General features: G+C 69.6%; 14 protein-coding genes. 6 read left to right on the top strand and 8 right to left on the bottom strand.

Features of this window, described 5'->3' with window-relative positions:
* Positions 1 to 27 precede the first annotated feature (27 nt).
* Complete coding sequence (locus OG776_RS28355) at positions 28 to 1,194, bottom strand: HpcH/HpaI aldolase/citrate lyase family protein (RefSeq protein ID WP_148013789.1); 1,167 nt, start codon at positions 1,192 to 1,194, stop codon at positions 28 to 30.
* Positions 1,195 to 1,383: 189 nt separating this feature from the next.
* Here OG776_RS28355 and OG776_RS28350 point away from each other — a divergent pair, with 189 nt between their 5' ends.
* A complete protein-coding gene (locus OG776_RS28350; RefSeq protein WP_329322731.1) occupies positions 1,384 to 2,247 on the top strand; it encodes a TerD family protein in 864 nt (287 codons plus the stop codon).
* 108 nt (positions 2,248 to 2,355) lie between these two features.
* Here the strand turns inward: OG776_RS28350 and OG776_RS28345 are convergent, their stop codons facing one another.
* From OG776_RS28345 to OG776_RS28320, 6 genes are all read right to left on the bottom strand, one after another.
* Positions 2,356 to 3,096, bottom strand: coding sequence for a TerD family protein (locus OG776_RS28345; protein ID WP_148014129.1), 741 nt, complete (start codon positions 3,094 to 3,096; stop codon positions 2,356 to 2,358).
* Between the two features lie 211 nt (positions 3,097 to 3,307).
* A complete protein-coding gene (locus OG776_RS28340; protein WP_148013791.1) occupies positions 3,308 to 4,456 on the bottom strand; it encodes a DUF475 domain-containing protein in 1,149 nt (382 codons plus the stop codon).
* A 135-nt stretch (positions 4,457 to 4,591) separates the two neighbouring features.
* Complete coding sequence (locus OG776_RS28335) at positions 4,592 to 5,167, bottom strand: TerD family protein (protein WP_148013792.1); 576 nt, start codon at positions 5,165 to 5,167, stop codon at positions 4,592 to 4,594.
* Positions 5,168 to 5,448: 281 nt separating this feature from the next.
* Positions 5,449 to 6,024, bottom strand: a complete 576-nt coding sequence (locus OG776_RS28330; protein ID WP_148013793.1) for a TerD family protein — start codon at positions 6,022 to 6,024, stop codon at positions 5,449 to 5,451.
* Between the two features lie 113 nt (positions 6,025 to 6,137).
* Positions 6,138 to 6,596: a peroxiredoxin gene (locus OG776_RS28325; protein ID WP_329322730.1), complete on the bottom strand. Its 459-nt coding sequence runs from the start codon at positions 6,594 to 6,596 to the stop codon at positions 6,138 to 6,140.
* Between the two features lie 151 nt (positions 6,597 to 6,747).
* Positions 6,748 to 7,176 carry a DUF3052 domain-containing protein gene (locus OG776_RS28320; protein ID WP_148013794.1) on the bottom strand — a complete coding sequence of 143 codons (429 nt, stop codon included), beginning with the start codon at positions 7,174 to 7,176 and terminating at the stop codon, positions 6,748 to 6,750.
* 506 nt (positions 7,177 to 7,682) lie between these two features.
* On the opposite strand from OG776_RS28320, the gene aceE reads away from it, so the two are divergent.
* Together aceE and OG776_RS28310 are read left to right on the top strand one after the other, a co-directional pair.
* Entirely contained in the window at positions 7,683 to 10,415 is a 2,733-nt protein-coding gene (gene aceE / locus OG776_RS28315; protein WP_148013795.1) for a pyruvate dehydrogenase (acetyl-transferring), homodimeric type, read from the top strand.
* Positions 10,416 to 10,495: 80 nt separating this feature from the next.
* Complete coding sequence (locus OG776_RS28310) at positions 10,496 to 11,272, top strand: potassium channel family protein (RefSeq protein ID WP_329322729.1); 777 nt, start codon at positions 10,496 to 10,498, stop codon at positions 11,270 to 11,272.
* 311 nt (positions 11,273 to 11,583) lie between these two features.
* On the opposite strand, the gene OG776_RS28305 is transcribed toward OG776_RS28310, so the two are convergent.
* The gene (locus OG776_RS28305) at positions 11,584 to 13,074 is read right to left on the bottom strand and encodes an MFS transporter (RefSeq protein ID WP_443077381.1); all 1,491 of its coding nucleotides are present in this window, start codon (positions 13,072 to 13,074) and stop codon (positions 11,584 to 11,586) included.
* Between the two features lie 243 nt (positions 13,075 to 13,317).
* Between OG776_RS28305 and OG776_RS28300 the strand changes: the two genes are divergently transcribed.
* The 3 genes from OG776_RS28300 (at position 13,318) to OG776_RS28290 (ending at position 16,248) form a co-directional block, all read left to right on the top strand.
* A complete protein-coding gene (locus OG776_RS28300; protein WP_148013798.1) occupies positions 13,318 to 13,977 on the top strand; it encodes a TetR family transcriptional regulator in 660 nt (219 codons plus the stop codon).
* A gap of 131 nt (positions 13,978 to 14,108) precedes the next feature.
* A complete protein-coding gene (locus OG776_RS28295) occupies positions 14,109 to 15,326 on the top strand; it encodes an alpha/beta hydrolase (RefSeq protein WP_148013799.1) in 1,218 nt (405 codons plus the stop codon).
* Between the two features lie 67 nt (positions 15,327 to 15,393).
* On the top strand, positions 15,394 to 16,248 hold the full coding sequence (locus OG776_RS28290; RefSeq protein ID WP_187286006.1) for a DUF4429 domain-containing protein: 855 nt from the start codon (positions 15,394 to 15,396) through the stop codon (positions 16,246 to 16,248).
* Positions 16,249 to 16,254: the final 6 nt, after the last annotated feature.

Raw genomic sequence — 16,254 nt, 5'->3', positions numbered from 1 at the left:
GAGGTCGTACGTGTCGGCGCGGCCCGGTCAGGCCGGGAGCCCGGCGGCGAGCAGCTCCACGAAGCCGATGTCCTCGTTGGCGACACCGAACACCTCGGCGCGCTCCAGAGTGCGCTCGGCCCAGGCGCGGTGCGGCTTCACCTCGTTCATCTTGTTCGTGTACGCCGACCGCAGGACGCCTCCGCCGCCGCGTTCTGGCCGCAGGATGTCCTGCGCGTCGCTCCACTCCTCGTGGCTGACGACGGACAGGGCGTGCACGGCCGGGACGTGCGAGGGGTGGATGCAGGTCTTGCCGAGCAGTCCGTTGGCGCGGTCGAGGGCGATCTCCCGCAGCAGTCCGTCCATGTCGTGCTCGATGAGTGCCTCGCGCAGCTCCTCGACCTCGCCCTCCTGGAAGGGGCTGCGGCGCAGCTGCGGCTTGAACATACGTTCCTGCACCCGGAAGTACTCCCAGACCGGCCCGGTCACCGTGAAGCCGGTGCCGTCCGCGCGGCCCAGCGTGTTCACCACGTCGGCGATCACGGAGGCGACGATCTGGACGTCGTAGGCGGTCATGTCGGGCGCCCGCCGCAGTCCGTACGCCGAGCAGAAGTCGGTGACGCCCAGGCGCAGCGCGAGGACGCGGTCGCGGTACTTGTCGACGACCCGGGAGATGCCCGCCAGGGTCTCGCGGCGGCTCTCCAGGTACAGCAGGCAGGGCGACTCGAGGACGGGCATGGCGAAGAGCCGGCGCCCGCTCGCGGCCTCGGCGGCGGTGAGCGCCTCCAGGAAGGGGACGCCCCGCTCCTCGGTGAACTTCGGCAGGACGAATCCGGACAGCAGCCGTACGGACGCGCCGAAGCGCCGCACGAGGTCGGGGATCTGTTCCGGCTCGCGCACCCGTACGAACAGCAGCGGGAGCTCGGCCGCGGGCCGGGCGGCCAGGTCGGCGAACTGCCGGACGAGGTTCTGCTCCGCCGCCACGACCTCGGAGTCGTCGATCGAGTCCTCCAGGCACAGCACCATGGAGACCACGCCGCGTGCGGCCTGCTTGAGGACGTCGTCGGCCAGCTGGGGCCGGGTCGCGGGGCTGTAGAGCGTGGCTCCCAGGGCCGCCGCCAGCAGGCGGGGCGGGGAGTCGGCGGTGAAGAGGCAGGGCTCGCGGTGGAAGAGTCGCTGCCGCTCTTCAGGGGCGATGTGCCCGAAATGACGCATGAGACTCCCCCATGGCGGCTAGTCGGATCTATCGGGAGGTGGCCGGTAATAGTACGTACAAACGCATGTCAGGGGTTCCCACCGGGTGTGAAGTTCAGGTAACCCGGCCATGTCGGTTGACCTCACGCTCCGATGGGGAATCCTCACCCCGCATTGTCGTGACCAGGACCGAGAGGGCAGGATGACCGCATGACGCACGCGATGCTGAAGGGGTCGAACATCCCGCTGGACGCCACAGCGGTTCGTGCCGTGCTGCGCTGGACGCCCGGGCAGGGTGTCCCGGACGTCGACGCCTCGGCACTGCTCCTCGGTGCCGACGGTCGTGTGCGATCCGACGAGGACTTCGTCTTCTACAACCAGCCACGTCATCCTTCGGGCAAGGTCTGGCGCCTCGGCAAGAAGCGCGTCGCCGAGGGCCTCACCGACACGATCCAGACAGATCTGGCCGGTGTCGAGTCCGGCGTCGGACAGATTCTGCTGGTCGCATCGGCGGACGGGGTCTCCTTCGACCGCGTACGGTCCCTGCGCATTCTGCTGTACGACGCCTCCGGTGCCGAGGGTGAACCGCTGGCGTACTTCGACATCAAGCCGGAGACCGGTACGGAGACGGCGCTGATCTGCGGCGAACTGTACCGCCGCGGTGCGGGCTGGAAGTTCCGGGCGCTCGGCGAGGGCTATCCGAACGGGCTGGAGGGGCTGGCCTCCGACTTCGGGATCACGGTGGACGAGTCGGAGCCGGAGGCCGGGACCGTGCCGGAGGCGGCGGACTGGGCCGTTCCGGTGACATCGCCGGAGACCTCTGTACCGCTGCCGGCCGAGCAGCCCGCCCCGGTGCCCCCGCAGTCCGGGTACGGCTATCCGCAGCCGCAGACGGCGCCGGCGCAGCCCGCCTACGGCTATCCCCAGCCGGCGAGCCGGCCGGCCTACGGCTATCCGCAGCCGCAGACGGCACCCGCCGTCCCCCCGGCGTACGGCTTCCCGCAGGCCGTGGGCACCCTGCCCGACCCGGATTTCCGGCTGCCGCCGCAGGGCCCCCAGTTCGTCGGCCGCTGAGGCGGCCCCGCGGGGCCGCTCGGGCGGGCAGGTGGAGACCTGCCCGGCGGCGGCCCCGGGACGGGCACGGCGGACGGCGGGAAGCCGCCCGGCGGGACGGGTGTGGGGTCAGCGGTCGACCTTGGACTTGTACCCCCGCCCCCACTGCAGTCCCCAGCCGTACAGCCGGTCGAGTTCGGCCTGGAAGCCGTAGACGAACTTCACCTCGCGGCGCACGGTGATCTCGCCCTTGTTGTTCTCGATCATCACCACCGCGCAGGACCGGGCCTGCGGATGGCGTTCGTCGAGGCCGATCTCGATCCGCGGGCCGTTGCTCGGGTAGAGCGTGATGACGGCGTGCGTACGGTCGAAGGCGGGGGTCTGGTCGTAGATGTAGACGAAGACCAGCAGTCGTTTGATGTCGTCGCGGTGGTCGAGGTTGACGTACGCCGTCTCGCCGGAGCCGGAACCGAACCGGTCGTCGCCGCTGAGCTTCACGAACGGCGGGTCGTTTATCTCGCCGAGGAGGCCGCCGAGCGGCTGGACCACGCCCTTGGTGCCGTCCGTGAGCTCGTACAGCACGCCGAGGTCGAGGTCGACGTTCACCATGCTCTGGGTGTGCGCCTGGACCACGTCCGGCTTGAAGATCTTGAGGGGGTGGCGCAGCAGGCTGCCACGCTGCTGACCGCCGCCGATGTCGGAGGTGCGCATCCGCCAGGAGAGGTTGATGCGGAGGTTTCCGGTGGCGGCGCCCTGTTTGGTGAGCGACACCGTGTGGCTGCGTTTCGTCAGTTCGATGGAGTTGGTGGCCGCGCTGCCGGAGTCGAAGTCCGTCGTGCGCCCGCGCCACAGCTCGTCCCAGAAGCCCATTGCCGATCCCGCCCCCATGTTGCCTCGATATGCGGCGGGGCGGCCGTGAGGACCGGTCCTCGACAGCCGCCCCGTTCAGAGCGTTCCCTCCCCCGCACCCGGTTCACACCCGCGCCCGTCCGCCCCGCGGCGGAGGGCCGGAACGGGGCGTCCGCAAGGACGTGGCCGGCGCCCCCGGGGGTGAACCGGGGGTCCGGGAAGGACCGGTCCGTCAGACCCCGGACGAGACCTCAGCCTTCTCGTCCGAGGTCGTGCCTTTTCCCTCGGCGGCCGCGAGCGCCCGGTTGCGGCGCACCGACGACCAGAAGGACAGGCCGATCAGGACGACACCGACGAGACCGGTGATGACCTCGTTGATCTGGTACTGGATGGTGACGAGCAGGATCACGGCGAGGGCGCCGATGGCGTAGTGCGCGCCGTGCTCCAGGTAGACGTAGTCGTCGAGGGTGCCCTGGCGGACCAGGTAGACCGTGAGCGAACGGACGTACATGGCGCCGATGCCGAGGCCGAGCGCCATCAGCACGATGTCGTTGGTGATGGCGAAGGCGCCGATGACGCCGTCGAAGGAGAAGGAGGCGTCCAGGACCTCCAGGTAGAGGAACATGAAGAAGGCGGCCTGGCCGGCGAGGACGACGGCCGGCTTCTTCTTGCCGGTCCGCTCGGCCTCCTCCTCTTCCTCGTGGGTGCGCTCCTCCTCCTCTTCGAGCCGGTCCTCGAAGTAGCCGGAGAGTCCGCCGACGACCATGTAGGTGATCAGACCGGCGATGCCGGAGATCAGTACCGTCTGCGCCTTGTCGGCGTGCCCGCCGCCGTGCTGGTGGGCGTGGACCGCGAAGGTGAAGGAGGTGACCAGCAGGACGGCCAGGGCGATGCAGACCGACAGCATGTCGACCTTGCCGAGCTTCGCGAGCGGACGCTCGATCCAGCGCAGCCACTGGATGTCCCGGTCCTCGAAGATGAAGTCGAGGAAGATCATCAGCAGGAACATGCCACCGAAGGCCGCGATCGACGGGTGGGCGTCGGTCACCAGCTGCTGGTACTTGTCCTTGTCGTTCAGCGCGAGATCGACCGCGTCGATCGGGCCGATCTTGGCGCTGATGGCGACGATGACGACGGGGAAGACCAGACGCATGCCGAAGACGGCGATCAGCACACCGACCGTGAGGAAGATCTTCTGCCAGAAGGCACTCATCTTCTTCAGGATTCCGGCGTTGACCACCGCGTTGTCGAAGGACAGCGAGATCTCCAGGACGGCCAGGATCGCCACGATGCCAAAGGCGGTCCACCCCCCGTAGAAGGCCGCTGCGACCAGACCGAGCGCGGTGACCGCGAACGACCAGCCGAAGGTTTTCAGAAGCACTGGCTACCCAATCATCGTGTGGTGGGGGCACCCCCAAGCGCCGGTTCGGGGGAAGGTCTCCCCCGCGCCGTACTCGGCTTTACCTACTGTTGACCACGAAGTCTAGAGGCCCGCCCGCGGCTGGTGCAGGTGGGCCTAGGAAACATTGACTCCGAAGTCGAGGGCGATACCGCGCAGCCCTGACGCGTATCCCTGACCGACCGCGCGGAATTTCCACTCGCTGTTGTAGCGGTAGACCTCGCCGAAGATCATCGCGGTCTCCGTGGAGGCGTCCTCGGAGAGGTCGTAGCGGGCGAGTTCCTGGCCGTCGGCCTGGTTCACCACACGGATGAAGGCGTTGCTGACCTGGCCGAAGGTCTGGCCGCGGTTGTCCGCCTCGTGGATGGAGACCGGAAAGACGATCTTGTCGACATTGGCCGGGACCTTGGAGAGGTCGATCAGGATCGACTCGTCGTCGCCCTCGCCCTCACCCGTGAGGTTGTCGCCGGTGTGCTCGACCGAGCCGTCCGGGCTCTTGAGCTGGTTGTAGAAGACGAACCACTCGTCGCCGAGCACCCGGCCCGAGTTGCACAGCAGCGCGCTGGCGTCCAGGTCGAAGGGGGCTCCGGTGGTGGAACGTGCGTCCCAGCCGAGACCGATCATCACGTGCGTGAGGTTCGGTGCGGCCTTGGAGAGGGAGACATTGCCTCCCTTGGCGAGCGTGACGCCCATGATCTGATTCCTCCCCGGTGAAGCGTTCACTCAGTTCTGTGGGCGGTGTCCCCGCCGTCCCCGGCCGGCCCGTCCTTCCGGTCCGGGTCCGGGGGGTGTCTTCCCCCGGCACGGCACAGCATGCGCGCGGCGCCCGGGCGCCCGGAGGTCGCACACCGGGCGCGCGGAGATCGGGCAGGCCCGGCGTCGCACCGGAAGCGGTGCGGCGCCGGGCCGGGGAGCCGGAGGCCGTGGGCCCGGGGCAGGGCCGTGGGGCCGGGGGCTCTACGCCGGAGTGCGGCTCAGACGTTGACGCCGAAGTCCTGCGCGATGCCGCGCAGGCCCGAGGCATACCCCTGGCCGATGGCGCGGAACTTCCACTCCGCGCCGTTGCGGTACAGCTCGCCGAAGACCATGGCGGTCTCCGTGGAGGCGTCCTCGGAGAGGTCGTAGCGGGCGATCTCCGCCTCACCGGCCTGGTTCACCACGCGGATGAACGCGTTGCGGACCTGGCCGAAGGACTGCTGGCGGTTCTCGGCGTCGTAGATGGAGACCGGGAACACGATCTTCTGGACGTCGGCGGGGACAGCGGCGAGATTCACCTTGATCTGCTCGTCGTCGCCCTCGCCCTCACCGGTGATGTTGTCGCCGGTGTGCTCGACCGAGCCGTCCGGGCTCTTCAGGTTGTTGAAGAACACGAAGTTCTGGTCGGAGCTGACCTTGCCGTCCGCGTTCGTGAGGATGGCGCTGGCGTCGAGGTCGAAGTCGACGCCGGTCGTCGTACGGGCGTCCCATCCCAGACCGACGATGACCGCGGTCAGTCCCGGGGCCTCCTTGGTCAGCGATACGTTGCCGCCCTTGCTGAGGCTGACTCCCACGAGTCCTCCCATTGGTGTCCGGGGGCGGGGAGCCCCGTCGTGCGTTGGTATCGGATCAACGTGTCGATCCTAGTGACGGGTTCCCGCACCCTGCAGGCCCTGCGACCGAAGAATCACAGGGTGTCGAGCGCCTTCACGTACTCGTTCAGGTCACGCGCGTCCGGCAGGCCGTTGACCACGGTCCAGCGCACGACGCCCGCCTTGTCGATGATGAGGGTGCCGCGCACGGCACACCCCTTGTCCTCGTCGAAGACGCCGTAGGCGCGTGAAATGTTGCCGTGCGGCCAGAAGTCGGAGAGCAGCGGGAAATCCAGGCCCTCCTGCTCGGCGAAGACGCGCAGGGTGTGGATGGAGTCGTTGGAGACCGCCAGCAGCTGGACGTCGTCGTTGGCGAACCTCGGCAGTTCGTCGCGCAGGGCGCACAGTTCGCCGGTGCACACACCGGTGAACGCGAACGGGTAGAAGAGCAGCACCACGTTCTTCGCGCCGCGGAAGTCGGACAGCCTGACGGTGGCGCCGTGGTTGTCCCTGAGCTCGAAGTCCGGTGCCTCGGTGCCGACCTCGATCGCCATACTCACACGCTTCCCTTCCAGGGGGCCGTTCGGGTGACGACCACCCTACGCAGGCGCGTCCGGGCGCTCCGGCACGGCCCATGGCGAGGCCCCCGCCGGCGGATCGCCGACGGGGGCCTCGCGGATGCTCTGCGGCAGACGGAGCGACAGTTCAGCGCTTCGACTTGGGCGTGGCCAGACGCGTGCCCGACCACTCCTTCCCGACGGAGGTGCTCTTCGTCTGGGAGAGGCCCGCGGTCTGGGCTGCGTCGTTGATGTCGCTGGGCTCGACGTAGCCGTCCCGGCCGGTCTTCGGGGTCAGCAGCAGGATCGTGCCGCCGTCCTCAAGGAGACCGATGGCGTCCACCAGGGCGTCCGTGAGGTCGCCGTCCTCGTCGCGGAACCACAACAGCACGACGTCTGCGACGTCGTCGTAGTCCTCATCGACCAGGTCCTGGCCGATCAACGATTCGATGCCTTCACGGAGGTCGTGGTCGACGTCGTCGTCGAAGCCGATCTCCTGGACCACCTGTCCGGGCTCGAACCCCAGCCTGCCGGCCGGGCTGGTCCGCTCCTCCGCGTGGTCCGCGGTCGCGCTCACGGCTTGCCTCCTGATCATGTTTCGGTAGATGTCTCAGCCCCGCGCGTGCGCGAAGCATTGGCCGTAGTCCACACGGGCGGGGCGGATCGCGCAAGTACCCGGCCGTCGAGACCGCCGAAACGGTGACGATCCCGGCGGTGTCGGCGCAACTCCAGTCGGCGGATCACAGCCATAGGTGACGCACACCACACCTTTCTGCCCCATTTGCGAAGTTCGGAACCCTCGAAACGTACGAGACCCGAACGACTTTGCGGAACGCGTCACGGAGTGAGCGTATCGTTGCGTTTTGGTCTGGCCCGTCCCGGCGATCTGCGGGAATGTCTCGGTTACCTATCGGTAGAGATGACGATTCCGTTCCCGCGGTACACGATTGGGGAACGGTGCCGAGACACCGACCGTCCGCCCCAGACAGCGCCCGGGAAGCTCTTGCTCAGCCCTCCGGGCAGCCTTCAGACAGCCCTCTGACAGACAGCCTTCTGACAGCCCTCTGACAGCGAAGGAACAGCGTGGCTTCCGGATCCGATCGCAATCCGATCATCATTGGCGGCCTTCCCAGTCAGGTCCCGGACTTCGACCCCGAAGAGACACAGGAGTGGCTCGACTCGCTCGACGCCGCCGTCGACGAGCGCGGCCGTGAGCGCGCCCGCTATCTGATGCTGCGGCTCATCGAGAGGGCCCGCGAGAAGCGCGTGGCCGTGCCCGAGATGCGCAGCTCGGACTACGTCAACACGATCGCCACCAAGGACGAGCCGTTCTTCCCGGGCAACGAGGAGATCGAGCGCAAGGTCCTCAACGCGACCCGCTGGAACGCGGCCGTGATGGTCTCCAGGGCCCAGCGTCCGGGCATCGGCGTCGGCGGGCACATCGCCACCTTCGCCTCCTCCGCCTCGCTCTACGACGTCGGCTTCAACCACTTCTTCCGTGGCAAGGACGGGGGCGACGGCGGTGACCAGATCTTCTTCCAGGGGCACGCGTCCCCCGGTATCTACGCCCGCGCGTTCCTGCTCGACCGGCTGAGCGAGCAGCAGCTCGACGCGTTCCGCCAGGAGAAGTCGAAGGCCCCGTACGGGCTGTCCTCGTACCCGCACCCGCGGCTGATGCCGGACTTCTGGGAGTTCCCGACCGTCTCGATGGGCCTCGGCCCGCTCGGCGCCATCTTCCAGGCGCGGATGAACCGCTACATGGAGGCGCGCGGCATCGCCGACACCTCCGCGTCGCACGTCTGGGCCTTCCTCGGCGACGGCGAGATGGACGAGCCGGAATCGCTCGGGCAGTTGTCCATCGCGGCTCGGGAGGGCCTGGACAACCTGACCTTCGTGGTCAACTGCAACCTCCAGCGTCTCGACGGCCCGGTACGCGGCAACGGCAAGATCATCCAGGAGCTGGAGTCGCAGTTCCGGGGCGCCGGCTGGAACGTCATCAAGCTGGTGTGGGACCGCAGTTGGGACCCGCTGCTGGCGCAGGACCGCGACGGCGTCCTCGTCAACAAGCTGAACACCACGCCCGACGGCCAGTTCCAGACGTACGCCACCGAGACCGGCGCGTACATCCGCGACCACTTCTTCGGTGACGACCACCGGCTGCGCGCCATGGTCGAGGGCATGACCGACGCCCAGATCCTGCACCTGGGCCGCGGCGGTCACGACCACAAGAAGATCTTCGCGGCGTTCTCGGCGGCCAAGGCGCACACCGGGCAGCCGACGGTGATCCTGGCGCAGACGGTCAAGGGCTGGACGCTCGGCCCGAACTTCGAGGGCCGCAACGCCACGCACCAGATGAAGAAGCTGACCGTCGCCGACCTGAAGGGGTTCCGCGACCGGCTGCACCTGCCGATCTCGGACAAGGAGCTGGAGGACGGCGCGCCGCCGTACTACCACCCGGGCCGCAACTCCGAAGAGATCCAGTACATGCACGACCGGCGCAAGGGGCTGGGCGGCTACGTCCCGACGCGGGTCGTGCGGGCGAAGCCGTTGCAGCTGCCCGAGGAGAAGACGTACGCGAGTGTGAGGAAGGGGTCCGGTCAGCAGTCGATCGCCACGACCATGGCGTTCGTGCGACTCCTGAAGGACCTCATGCGGGACAAGGAGATCGGCAAGCGGTTCGTGCTGATCGCGCCCGACGAGTACCGCACCTTCGGCATGGACTCCTTCTTCCCGAGCGCGAAGATCTACAACCCGCTCGGTCAGCAGTACGAGTCCGTGGACCGCGACCTGCTGCTCGCGTACAAGGAGTCGCCGACCGGCCAGATGCTGCACGACGGCATCTCGGAGGCCGGCTGCACCGCCTCGCTGATCGCCGCGGGCTCGGCGTACGCCACCCACGGCGAGCCGCTGATCCCGGTCTACGTCTTCTACTCGATGTTCGGATTCCAGCGCACCGGTGACCAGTTCTGGCAGATGGCCGACCAGTTGGCGCGCGGATTCGTCCTCGGCGCGACCGCCGGCCGTACGACACTGACCGGCGAGGGACTGCAGCACGCGGACGGCCACTCCCAGCTGCTCGCCTCGACGAACCCGGGCTGTGTCGCCTACGACCCGGCGTACGGCTTCGAGATCGCGCACATCGTGAAGGACGGCCTGCGCCGGATGTACGGCCCGGACTCCGAGGACGTCTTCTACTACCTCACCGTCTACAACGAGCCGATCCAGCACCCGGCGGAGCCGGCCGACGTCGACGTGGAGGGCATCCTCAAGGGGGTCCACCGCTTCAGCCGGGGCACGGAGGGGTCGATCCCGGCGCAGATCCTGGCGTCCGGCGTCGCGGTCCCGTGGGCGCTGGAGGCACAGCGCGTCCTCGCCGCCGAGTGGAACGTCCGGGCGGACGTCTGGTCGGCCACCTCCTGGAACGAGCTGCGCCGCGAGGCCGTCGAGGTGGAGCGGCACAACCTGCTCCACCCCGAGGAGGAGCAGCGCGTGCCGTACGTGACGCGGAAGCTGAGCGGTTCCGAGGGGCCGTTCGTGGCCGTGTCGGACTGGATGCGATCGGTTCCCGACCAGATCGCGCGGTGGGTGCCGGGGACCTATCAGTCCCTGGGCGCGGACGGTTTCGGCTTCGCGGACACCCGTGGGGCGGCGCGGCGCTTCTTCCACATCGACGCGCAGTCGATCGTGGTCGCGGTGCTGACCGAGCTGGCACGCGAGGGCAAGGTGGACCGGTCGGTGCTGAAGCAGGCGATCGACCGCTACCAGCTGCTCGAGGTCGCGGCGGCGGACCCCGGGGCCGCGGGCGGCGACGCGTAGGCCCGGTCACATCGGCCGTGTGAGGGGCGGCGGAGCCCGGAGCTCCGCCGCCCCTCCGTCTTTCTTCCTACGATGCGGGTATGAAAGAGCTATCGGCACAGGTCCGTTGGGAACAGCGCACGCAACGGCCCCTGCTGGCGCTCGCGGTGGCGTTCGCGCTGGCCTACGCCGTGCCGATCGTGGACGACGACGCCCCTCCCGCCGTGGCGGTGGCGTGCACGGCGGTGGAGTGGACGGTGTGGGGCTCGTTCGCCGCCGACTATCTCGTACGGCTCCTGCTCGTCCGGCGTCGCAAGGAGTTCGTCCGGACGCACTGGATGGACCTGTGCGCGGTGATCCTGCCGATCCTCCAGCCGCTGCGGCTGCTGCGGCTGGTCGCCACCCTGACCCTGGTCGGGCGGCGCGCCCGGATGGCCTCGCAGATCCGGCTGACGACCTATGTCGGGGGCGCGGTGATCGGACTGCTGATGTTCGGTTCGCTCGCGGTGCTGTCGGTGGAGCGGGAGTCCCCGAACGGGAACATCAAGACGCTGGGCGACGCGGTGTGGTGGTCGTTCACGACGATGACGACGGTGGGGTACGGGGACCACGCGCCGACCACCGGGATGGGCCGGATCCTCGCGGTCGGCCTGATGCTCTCCGGTATCGCCCTGCTCGGTGTCGTCACCGCCAACATCGCGGCGTGGTTCATCTCGCGTTTCGAGAAGGACGACGTGGAGGAGCGCCGGCAGACGGCGGCCATCGAGGCGCTGACGGAGGAGGTACGGGCGCTGCGCGCGGAGGTCGCCGCGTTGTCGGGCGTCCGGGCCACCGTCCGTCACCCCGCGCCGGGGGTGGCCGGGGAGCACGCGCGCTGACCCGCGCGGGACGGCCGGGACTCCCGCGGTCCGGCCGAGCCGTCGCGGGGTGACGCGAGCCCTCACCGGGCGGCGGCCGGAAAGCACGGGCCGGCTCCGACGGCCCGGTCGGGCGGTGCGGTTCGGCGCGGGGGTCGGGGGCGCCCCCGTACGGCTGCGGGCGCGCTGTCCCCCTCCGACAGCGCGCCGCAGATTCGTTCGCCCCCGTGTTCGTGCGGAGGGCTGGCCCACTGTGACCTGCGGCGCGCGCCGGACGGGCGGGATCTTGAGCCGTGTCACCCGGAAGGGTGAAAACGGACAAGAGGCCGCGGTCAGATGTGACCGGCCCCCGCACCCGCGGCGTCCGCGTTCTCGCCCCGCTTGGTGAGCAGCGCGACGAAGACCGCCACCACGGCCACCACGGCGGCGACCAGGCAGGCCAGGCTCATGCCGGAGATGAACGTGTCGTGGGCGACGGTCGTGATCTTCGCCGCGAGTTCGGGCGGGGTGCCCTTGGCCACCGGGGCGGCGCCGACCTGGACGGCCTGGGAGGCCTGGTCCAGCTGGGCGGGGGTGAGCGGCGGGAGCTTGGCAGCGGTCCAGTTGCCCGCGAGGTCGCCGTCGACCTTGGAGGCCATCACGGCGCCCAGGACCGCCGTACCGAGGCTGCCGCCGATCTGCATCGCGGCCTGCTGGAGGCCGCCGGCGACACCGGAGAGCTCCATCGGCGCGTTGCCCACGATGACCTCGGTGGCGCCGACCATGACCGGGGCGAGCCCGAGGCCGAGACCGGCGAACCAGAGCGACATGACACCGCCGCTGGTGCCCGTGTCCAGCGTGGACATGCCGTACATGGAGATCGCGGTGAGGGCCATGCCGCCCGCCAGCGGGATGCGCGGGCCGGTCTTGGTGATCAGGGCGCCGGCCAGCGGGGAGCCGACGATCATCATTCCGGTGAGCGGGAGCAGGTGGAGGCCGGCGTCGACCGGGCTCATGCCGTGCACGTTCTGCAGGTAGAAGGTGACGAAGAACAGGCCGCCCAGGAAGGCGATGGCCATCAGCACCATGAGGACCACGCCCGCCGACAGCGGCACGGAGCGGAACAGTCCCAGCGGGATGAGCGGCTCCTCGACCCGGGTCTCCCAGAGGGCGAAGAGCGCGAAGCCGAGCACCGAGGCACCCAGGAAGGTCCAGGTCAGGCCGGCGCCCCAGCCCCAGGCCGGGGCCTTGATGAGCGCCCAGACCAGACAGAACATGGCGCCGGAGAGCAGGGCGATACCCGGGATGTCGAAGGAGCGCGGGGCGTTCTGCGCGCGGTGGTCGGTCAGGATCAGCAGACCGAGGACCAGCGCGGCGACGCCGACCGGGACGTTGATGAAGAAGACCGACTGCCAGCTGACGTGCTGGACCAGCAGGCCGCCGAGGATCGGGCCGCCCGCGGTGGAGGCGCCGATGACCATGCCCCAGATGCCGATCGCCATGTTCAGCTTCTCGGCCGGGAAGGTGGCTCGCAGCAGGCCGAGGGCGGCCGGCATGAGCAGCGCGCCGAACAGTCCCTGGAAGACGCGGAAGGTGACCACCAGGGCGATACTGTCGGACAGGCCGATGGCCCCGGAGGCCGCGGCGAAGCCGACCACGCCGATCAGGAAGGTCTGGCGGTGCCCGAAGCGGTCACCGAGCTTGCCCGCCGTGATCAGTGTGACCGCGAGAGCGAGGAAGTATCCGTTGGTGATCCACTGGACGTCGGCGAAGCTCGCGCCCAGGGCCTTCTGGATGGCCGGGTTGGCGATGGCGACGATGGTGCCGTCCAGGGCGACCATCATGACGCCGACGGCCACGGTGAACAGGGTGAACCACGGGTGGCCGCGCAGCCCGGAGGGCCCCGGCTGATCCGACGGGGCGACCGGCGTCCTGTCTCCGGACCCCGCCGTGTCGATGGTGGTCTGACTAGTCATGCGAAGAGGCTAGTGACAGCCGCTGACAATTGACAAACCAATTCACAAGTCGGTAACTGTCACGTCACCCGCGAGTACGCTGAGCTGGGCAGGAGAACAGAAGAGGACCCCATGGAGACGACCTCCTTCACATCGATGGCGCCGCGCCCGGGCCTGCGCGAACGCAAGAAGCAGCGCACCCGGGACGCGCTGCTGCGGGCCGCCCTCGAACTGTTCGTCACCCAGGGCTACGAGCGCACTACCGTGGACGAGATCGCGGAGGCCGTCGACGTCTCGCAGCGCACCTTCTTCCGCTACTTCGCGGGCAAGGAGGACGTCGCCCTGTTCACCCAGGGCATCGCGGAGTCGCGCTTCCTCGCCGCGGTCCGCGAACGACCGCCTCACGAGGCCCCGTTGGAAGCGCTGCGCCGCGCGGTGCTGGAGGGCTGGGACACCATCGGCGAGGCGGTCGAGGCCGTGGTGCCGATCGAACTGCACATGCGCGCCTATCAGTTGATCGAGTCGACGCCCGCCCTGCTCGCCGCGCACCTGCGCCGGTCCGCCGAGCTGGAGGACGAGATCGCCCGGGTGATCGCCGAGCGTGAGGGGATCGACGTGGACACGGATCCGCGACCGCGGGTCGCGGTGGCCGTGTTCGGCGGGGTGATGCGGGTCACGGGCCGGATGTGGGGGGCGGGCGAGGACGGCAGCGTCGAGGCCATCCGCGCGCTGACCGTCGCGCATCTCGACCATCTGGGGCCCGCATTGGCGGAGAAGTGGCGCACGGAATGACCAACTCCGGGCACACAACGTCACTATTTATCTGAAACTGAACCCGCTTTGCCCCAATTACCCTCCCAGAAACGTGATCCCCACCACTCGTTTAACGGGAGGCACCCCTCTTCTCCTAGGGTGTCCTCTCAGTGACTTCCTTCGAGACATCCCCCCAACTGAACGTCTGGCGCGCACTGCTCGCGCTGGCCGTGGTTTTCGTGATGCTGGCCACCAGTGGCTGGACCGCGATCCACAGCCATCGGGGGGCAACCCCCCTCCAGGCGTCCCGCTCCGCGTGGGAGCACGGCCGGATCGCCGGAGAGGCGCTCCCGGACCCCGACTCCGCGCCGGGCCGCCTCACCCGCTTCTTCGCCTCGCTCGACGTGCACCAGCGCGGCCGCCTGGCGCACCGCTACCCGCTCGCGGTCGGCAACATGAACGGCGCGCCCGTGGGGCTGCGCTACGCCGCCAACCGCATCGCCATCGGACAGCAGCGCAGGGTCGAGCGGGCCCGCATGCACGACAACCGGCTCTCGGCCCTCGGGCAGCAGGAGGCCGGGCGCCGCATGCACCGCTACGAGGCGATGCTGCACAAGGGCCGCACCTTCCTCGCCTTCGACCCCATGGGCTCGGGCCGGGTCGCGGAGGTCTTCGGCGATCTCGACCGGGCCCAGCGGATCTCCGTCGTGGTGCCCGGCGTCGACACCGACCTGCTCACCTTCCAGCGCACCAACAAGAAGTACTCGGCACCGGTCGGCATGGCGACCTCCCTGTACGAGGAGGAGCGCGCGGCGGGCCCCGGCACGCGTACGGCCGTGATCGCCTGGGCCGACTACACGGCGCCCAGCGGACTCGGCGTGGACGCGGCCACCGGCGGCCGGGCGCAGGAGGGCGCGGTCCGGCTGAACGCGCTGCTGCGCGCGCTGCCCGGCAAGGCCCCCGTCGCCCTGTACTGCCACAGCTACGGCTCGGTGCTCTGCGGCGTCGCCGCCCGCTCACTGCCCTCCCGGGTCTCCGACGTGGCGGTCGCGGGCAGCCCCGGCATGCGTGCCGACACGGCCTCCGCGCTGCACACCACCGCCCGGGTCTGGGCGATGCGGGACTCCGACGACTGGATCCAGGACGTCCCGTACCTGGAGTTCGGCGGCCTCGGACACGGCGCCGACCCGGTGTCCAAGGCGTTCGGCGCCCGGGTGCTGTCGGCCCGGGACGCGAAGGGACACGCCGGATATTTCGAACCCGGCACCGAGAGCCTGCGCAACTTCGCGGAAATCGGTGTTGGCGCATACGACGCGGTGCGGTGCGCGCACGACGATGACGCGTGCCGGCGGGGTCTGCCCGACAGCCCGGCGGCGGGACGCGCGTAGAGGACGGAAGAAGTGCGGCCCGCCCGAGGAGGGGACTCCGGCGGGCCCGCCGCTTACGATGGCCCGCATGGGTGACGTACTGGCCGGATTTCATGCCGCCTGGGAGTTCGAGTCCGACTCCGTGCTCATCCGCTTCGAGCGGGGGATCCGTACACCGAAGCTGTTCCAGGCGCTCGGTGAACGCCGTGTTCCCCTGGAGGCGATCGAGGCGGTCACACTGACGCCGGGCAGGCGCGGCACGGTCGTGCTGCACGCCGTCCCCAGAGCGGGCGCCGATCCGCTGATGGACGCGGCCGCCGGGCAGCTGAGGGAAGGGTGCGACCCCTACCGGCTGGTGCTGCCCAGCGACCGGGAGACCCTCGCCGAGTACTACGCGGACGAACTGCGCGCCCGGCTCGCCGAGGACACCGGACCACCCGAGCGCTACCTCGTCACGGCACCCCGCGCGCCGCTGCGGTTCAAGGCGTACGACGGGAGGGCGGCCTTCGACGGCACCTCCGTGTCCTTCCGCTGGTTCTGGACCGGCGCGTCCTCCGCCAAGTGGAAGGCCGGCGACCAGATCTTCCCGGTCGCCGCGCTGAGCGGCGTCGAGTGGCGCTCCCCCGAGGTCTTCGAGGGGCATCTGCGGCTGCTGCGCCGCGAGCCCGCCGTCGCGCAGCCCGCCCAGGCCGACCAGGACCCGGCCGCGGTCGTCTTCGGGCTCGGGTACGGGCCCGTCCACGAGTCGCTGCCGTTCGCGGCGTCGGTGCTCGCCGCCGTACGGTCCTCGGGCACCGCGCCGGTGACCGCGGTCCCCGCTCCCCGCCGCGACCCGGCCGACATCGCCGACCGCATCCGGCACCTCGGCGAGCTGCACGAGGCGGGACTGGTCACGGACGAGGAGTTCACGAGGAAGAAGGCGGAACTGCTGGCGGAGCTGTGAGGCGGC

This window comes from Streptomyces sp. NBC_01689 (genome assembly GCF_036250675.1).
GTDB lineage: Bacteria > Actinomycetota > Actinomycetes > Streptomycetales > Streptomycetaceae > Streptomyces.
Note: the sequence above shows the minus strand (reverse complement) of the source record. Positions and strands in the feature narration are given on the sequence as shown.

Excerpts from the sequence above, each read along its gene's own strand:
- OG776_RS28355 (WP_148013789.1), bottom strand. The coding sequence starts at position 1,194 with ATGCGTCATTTCGGGCACATCGCCCCTGAAGAGCGGCAGCGACTCTTC.
- OG776_RS28350 (WP_329322731.1), top strand. The coding sequence starts at position 1,384 with ATGACGCACGCGATGCTGAAGGGGTCGAACATCCCGCTGGACGCCACA.
- OG776_RS28345 (WP_148014129.1), bottom strand. The coding sequence starts at position 3,096 with ATGGGCTTCTGGGACGAGCTGTGGCGCGGGCGCACGACGGACTTCGAC.
- OG776_RS28335 (WP_148013792.1), bottom strand. The coding sequence starts at position 5,167 with ATGGGCGTCACGCTCGCCAAGGGAGGCAATGTCTCCCTCTCCAAGGCC.
- OG776_RS28325 (WP_329322730.1), bottom strand. The coding sequence starts at position 6,596 with ATGGCGATCGAGGTCGGCACCGAGGCACCGGACTTCGAGCTCAGGGAC.
- OG776_RS28310 (WP_329322729.1), top strand. The coding sequence starts at position 10,496 with ATGAAAGAGCTATCGGCACAGGTCCGTTGGGAACAGCGCACGCAACGG.
- OG776_RS28305 (WP_443077381.1), bottom strand. The coding sequence starts at position 13,074 with ATGATGGTCGCCCTGGACGGCACCATCGTCGCCATCGCCAACCCGGCC.
- OG776_RS28300 (WP_148013798.1), top strand. The coding sequence starts at position 13,318 with ATGGAGACGACCTCCTTCACATCGATGGCGCCGCGCCCGGGCCTGCGC.
- OG776_RS28290 (WP_187286006.1), top strand. The coding sequence starts at position 15,394 with ATGGGTGACGTACTGGCCGGATTTCATGCCGCCTGGGAGTTCGAGTCC.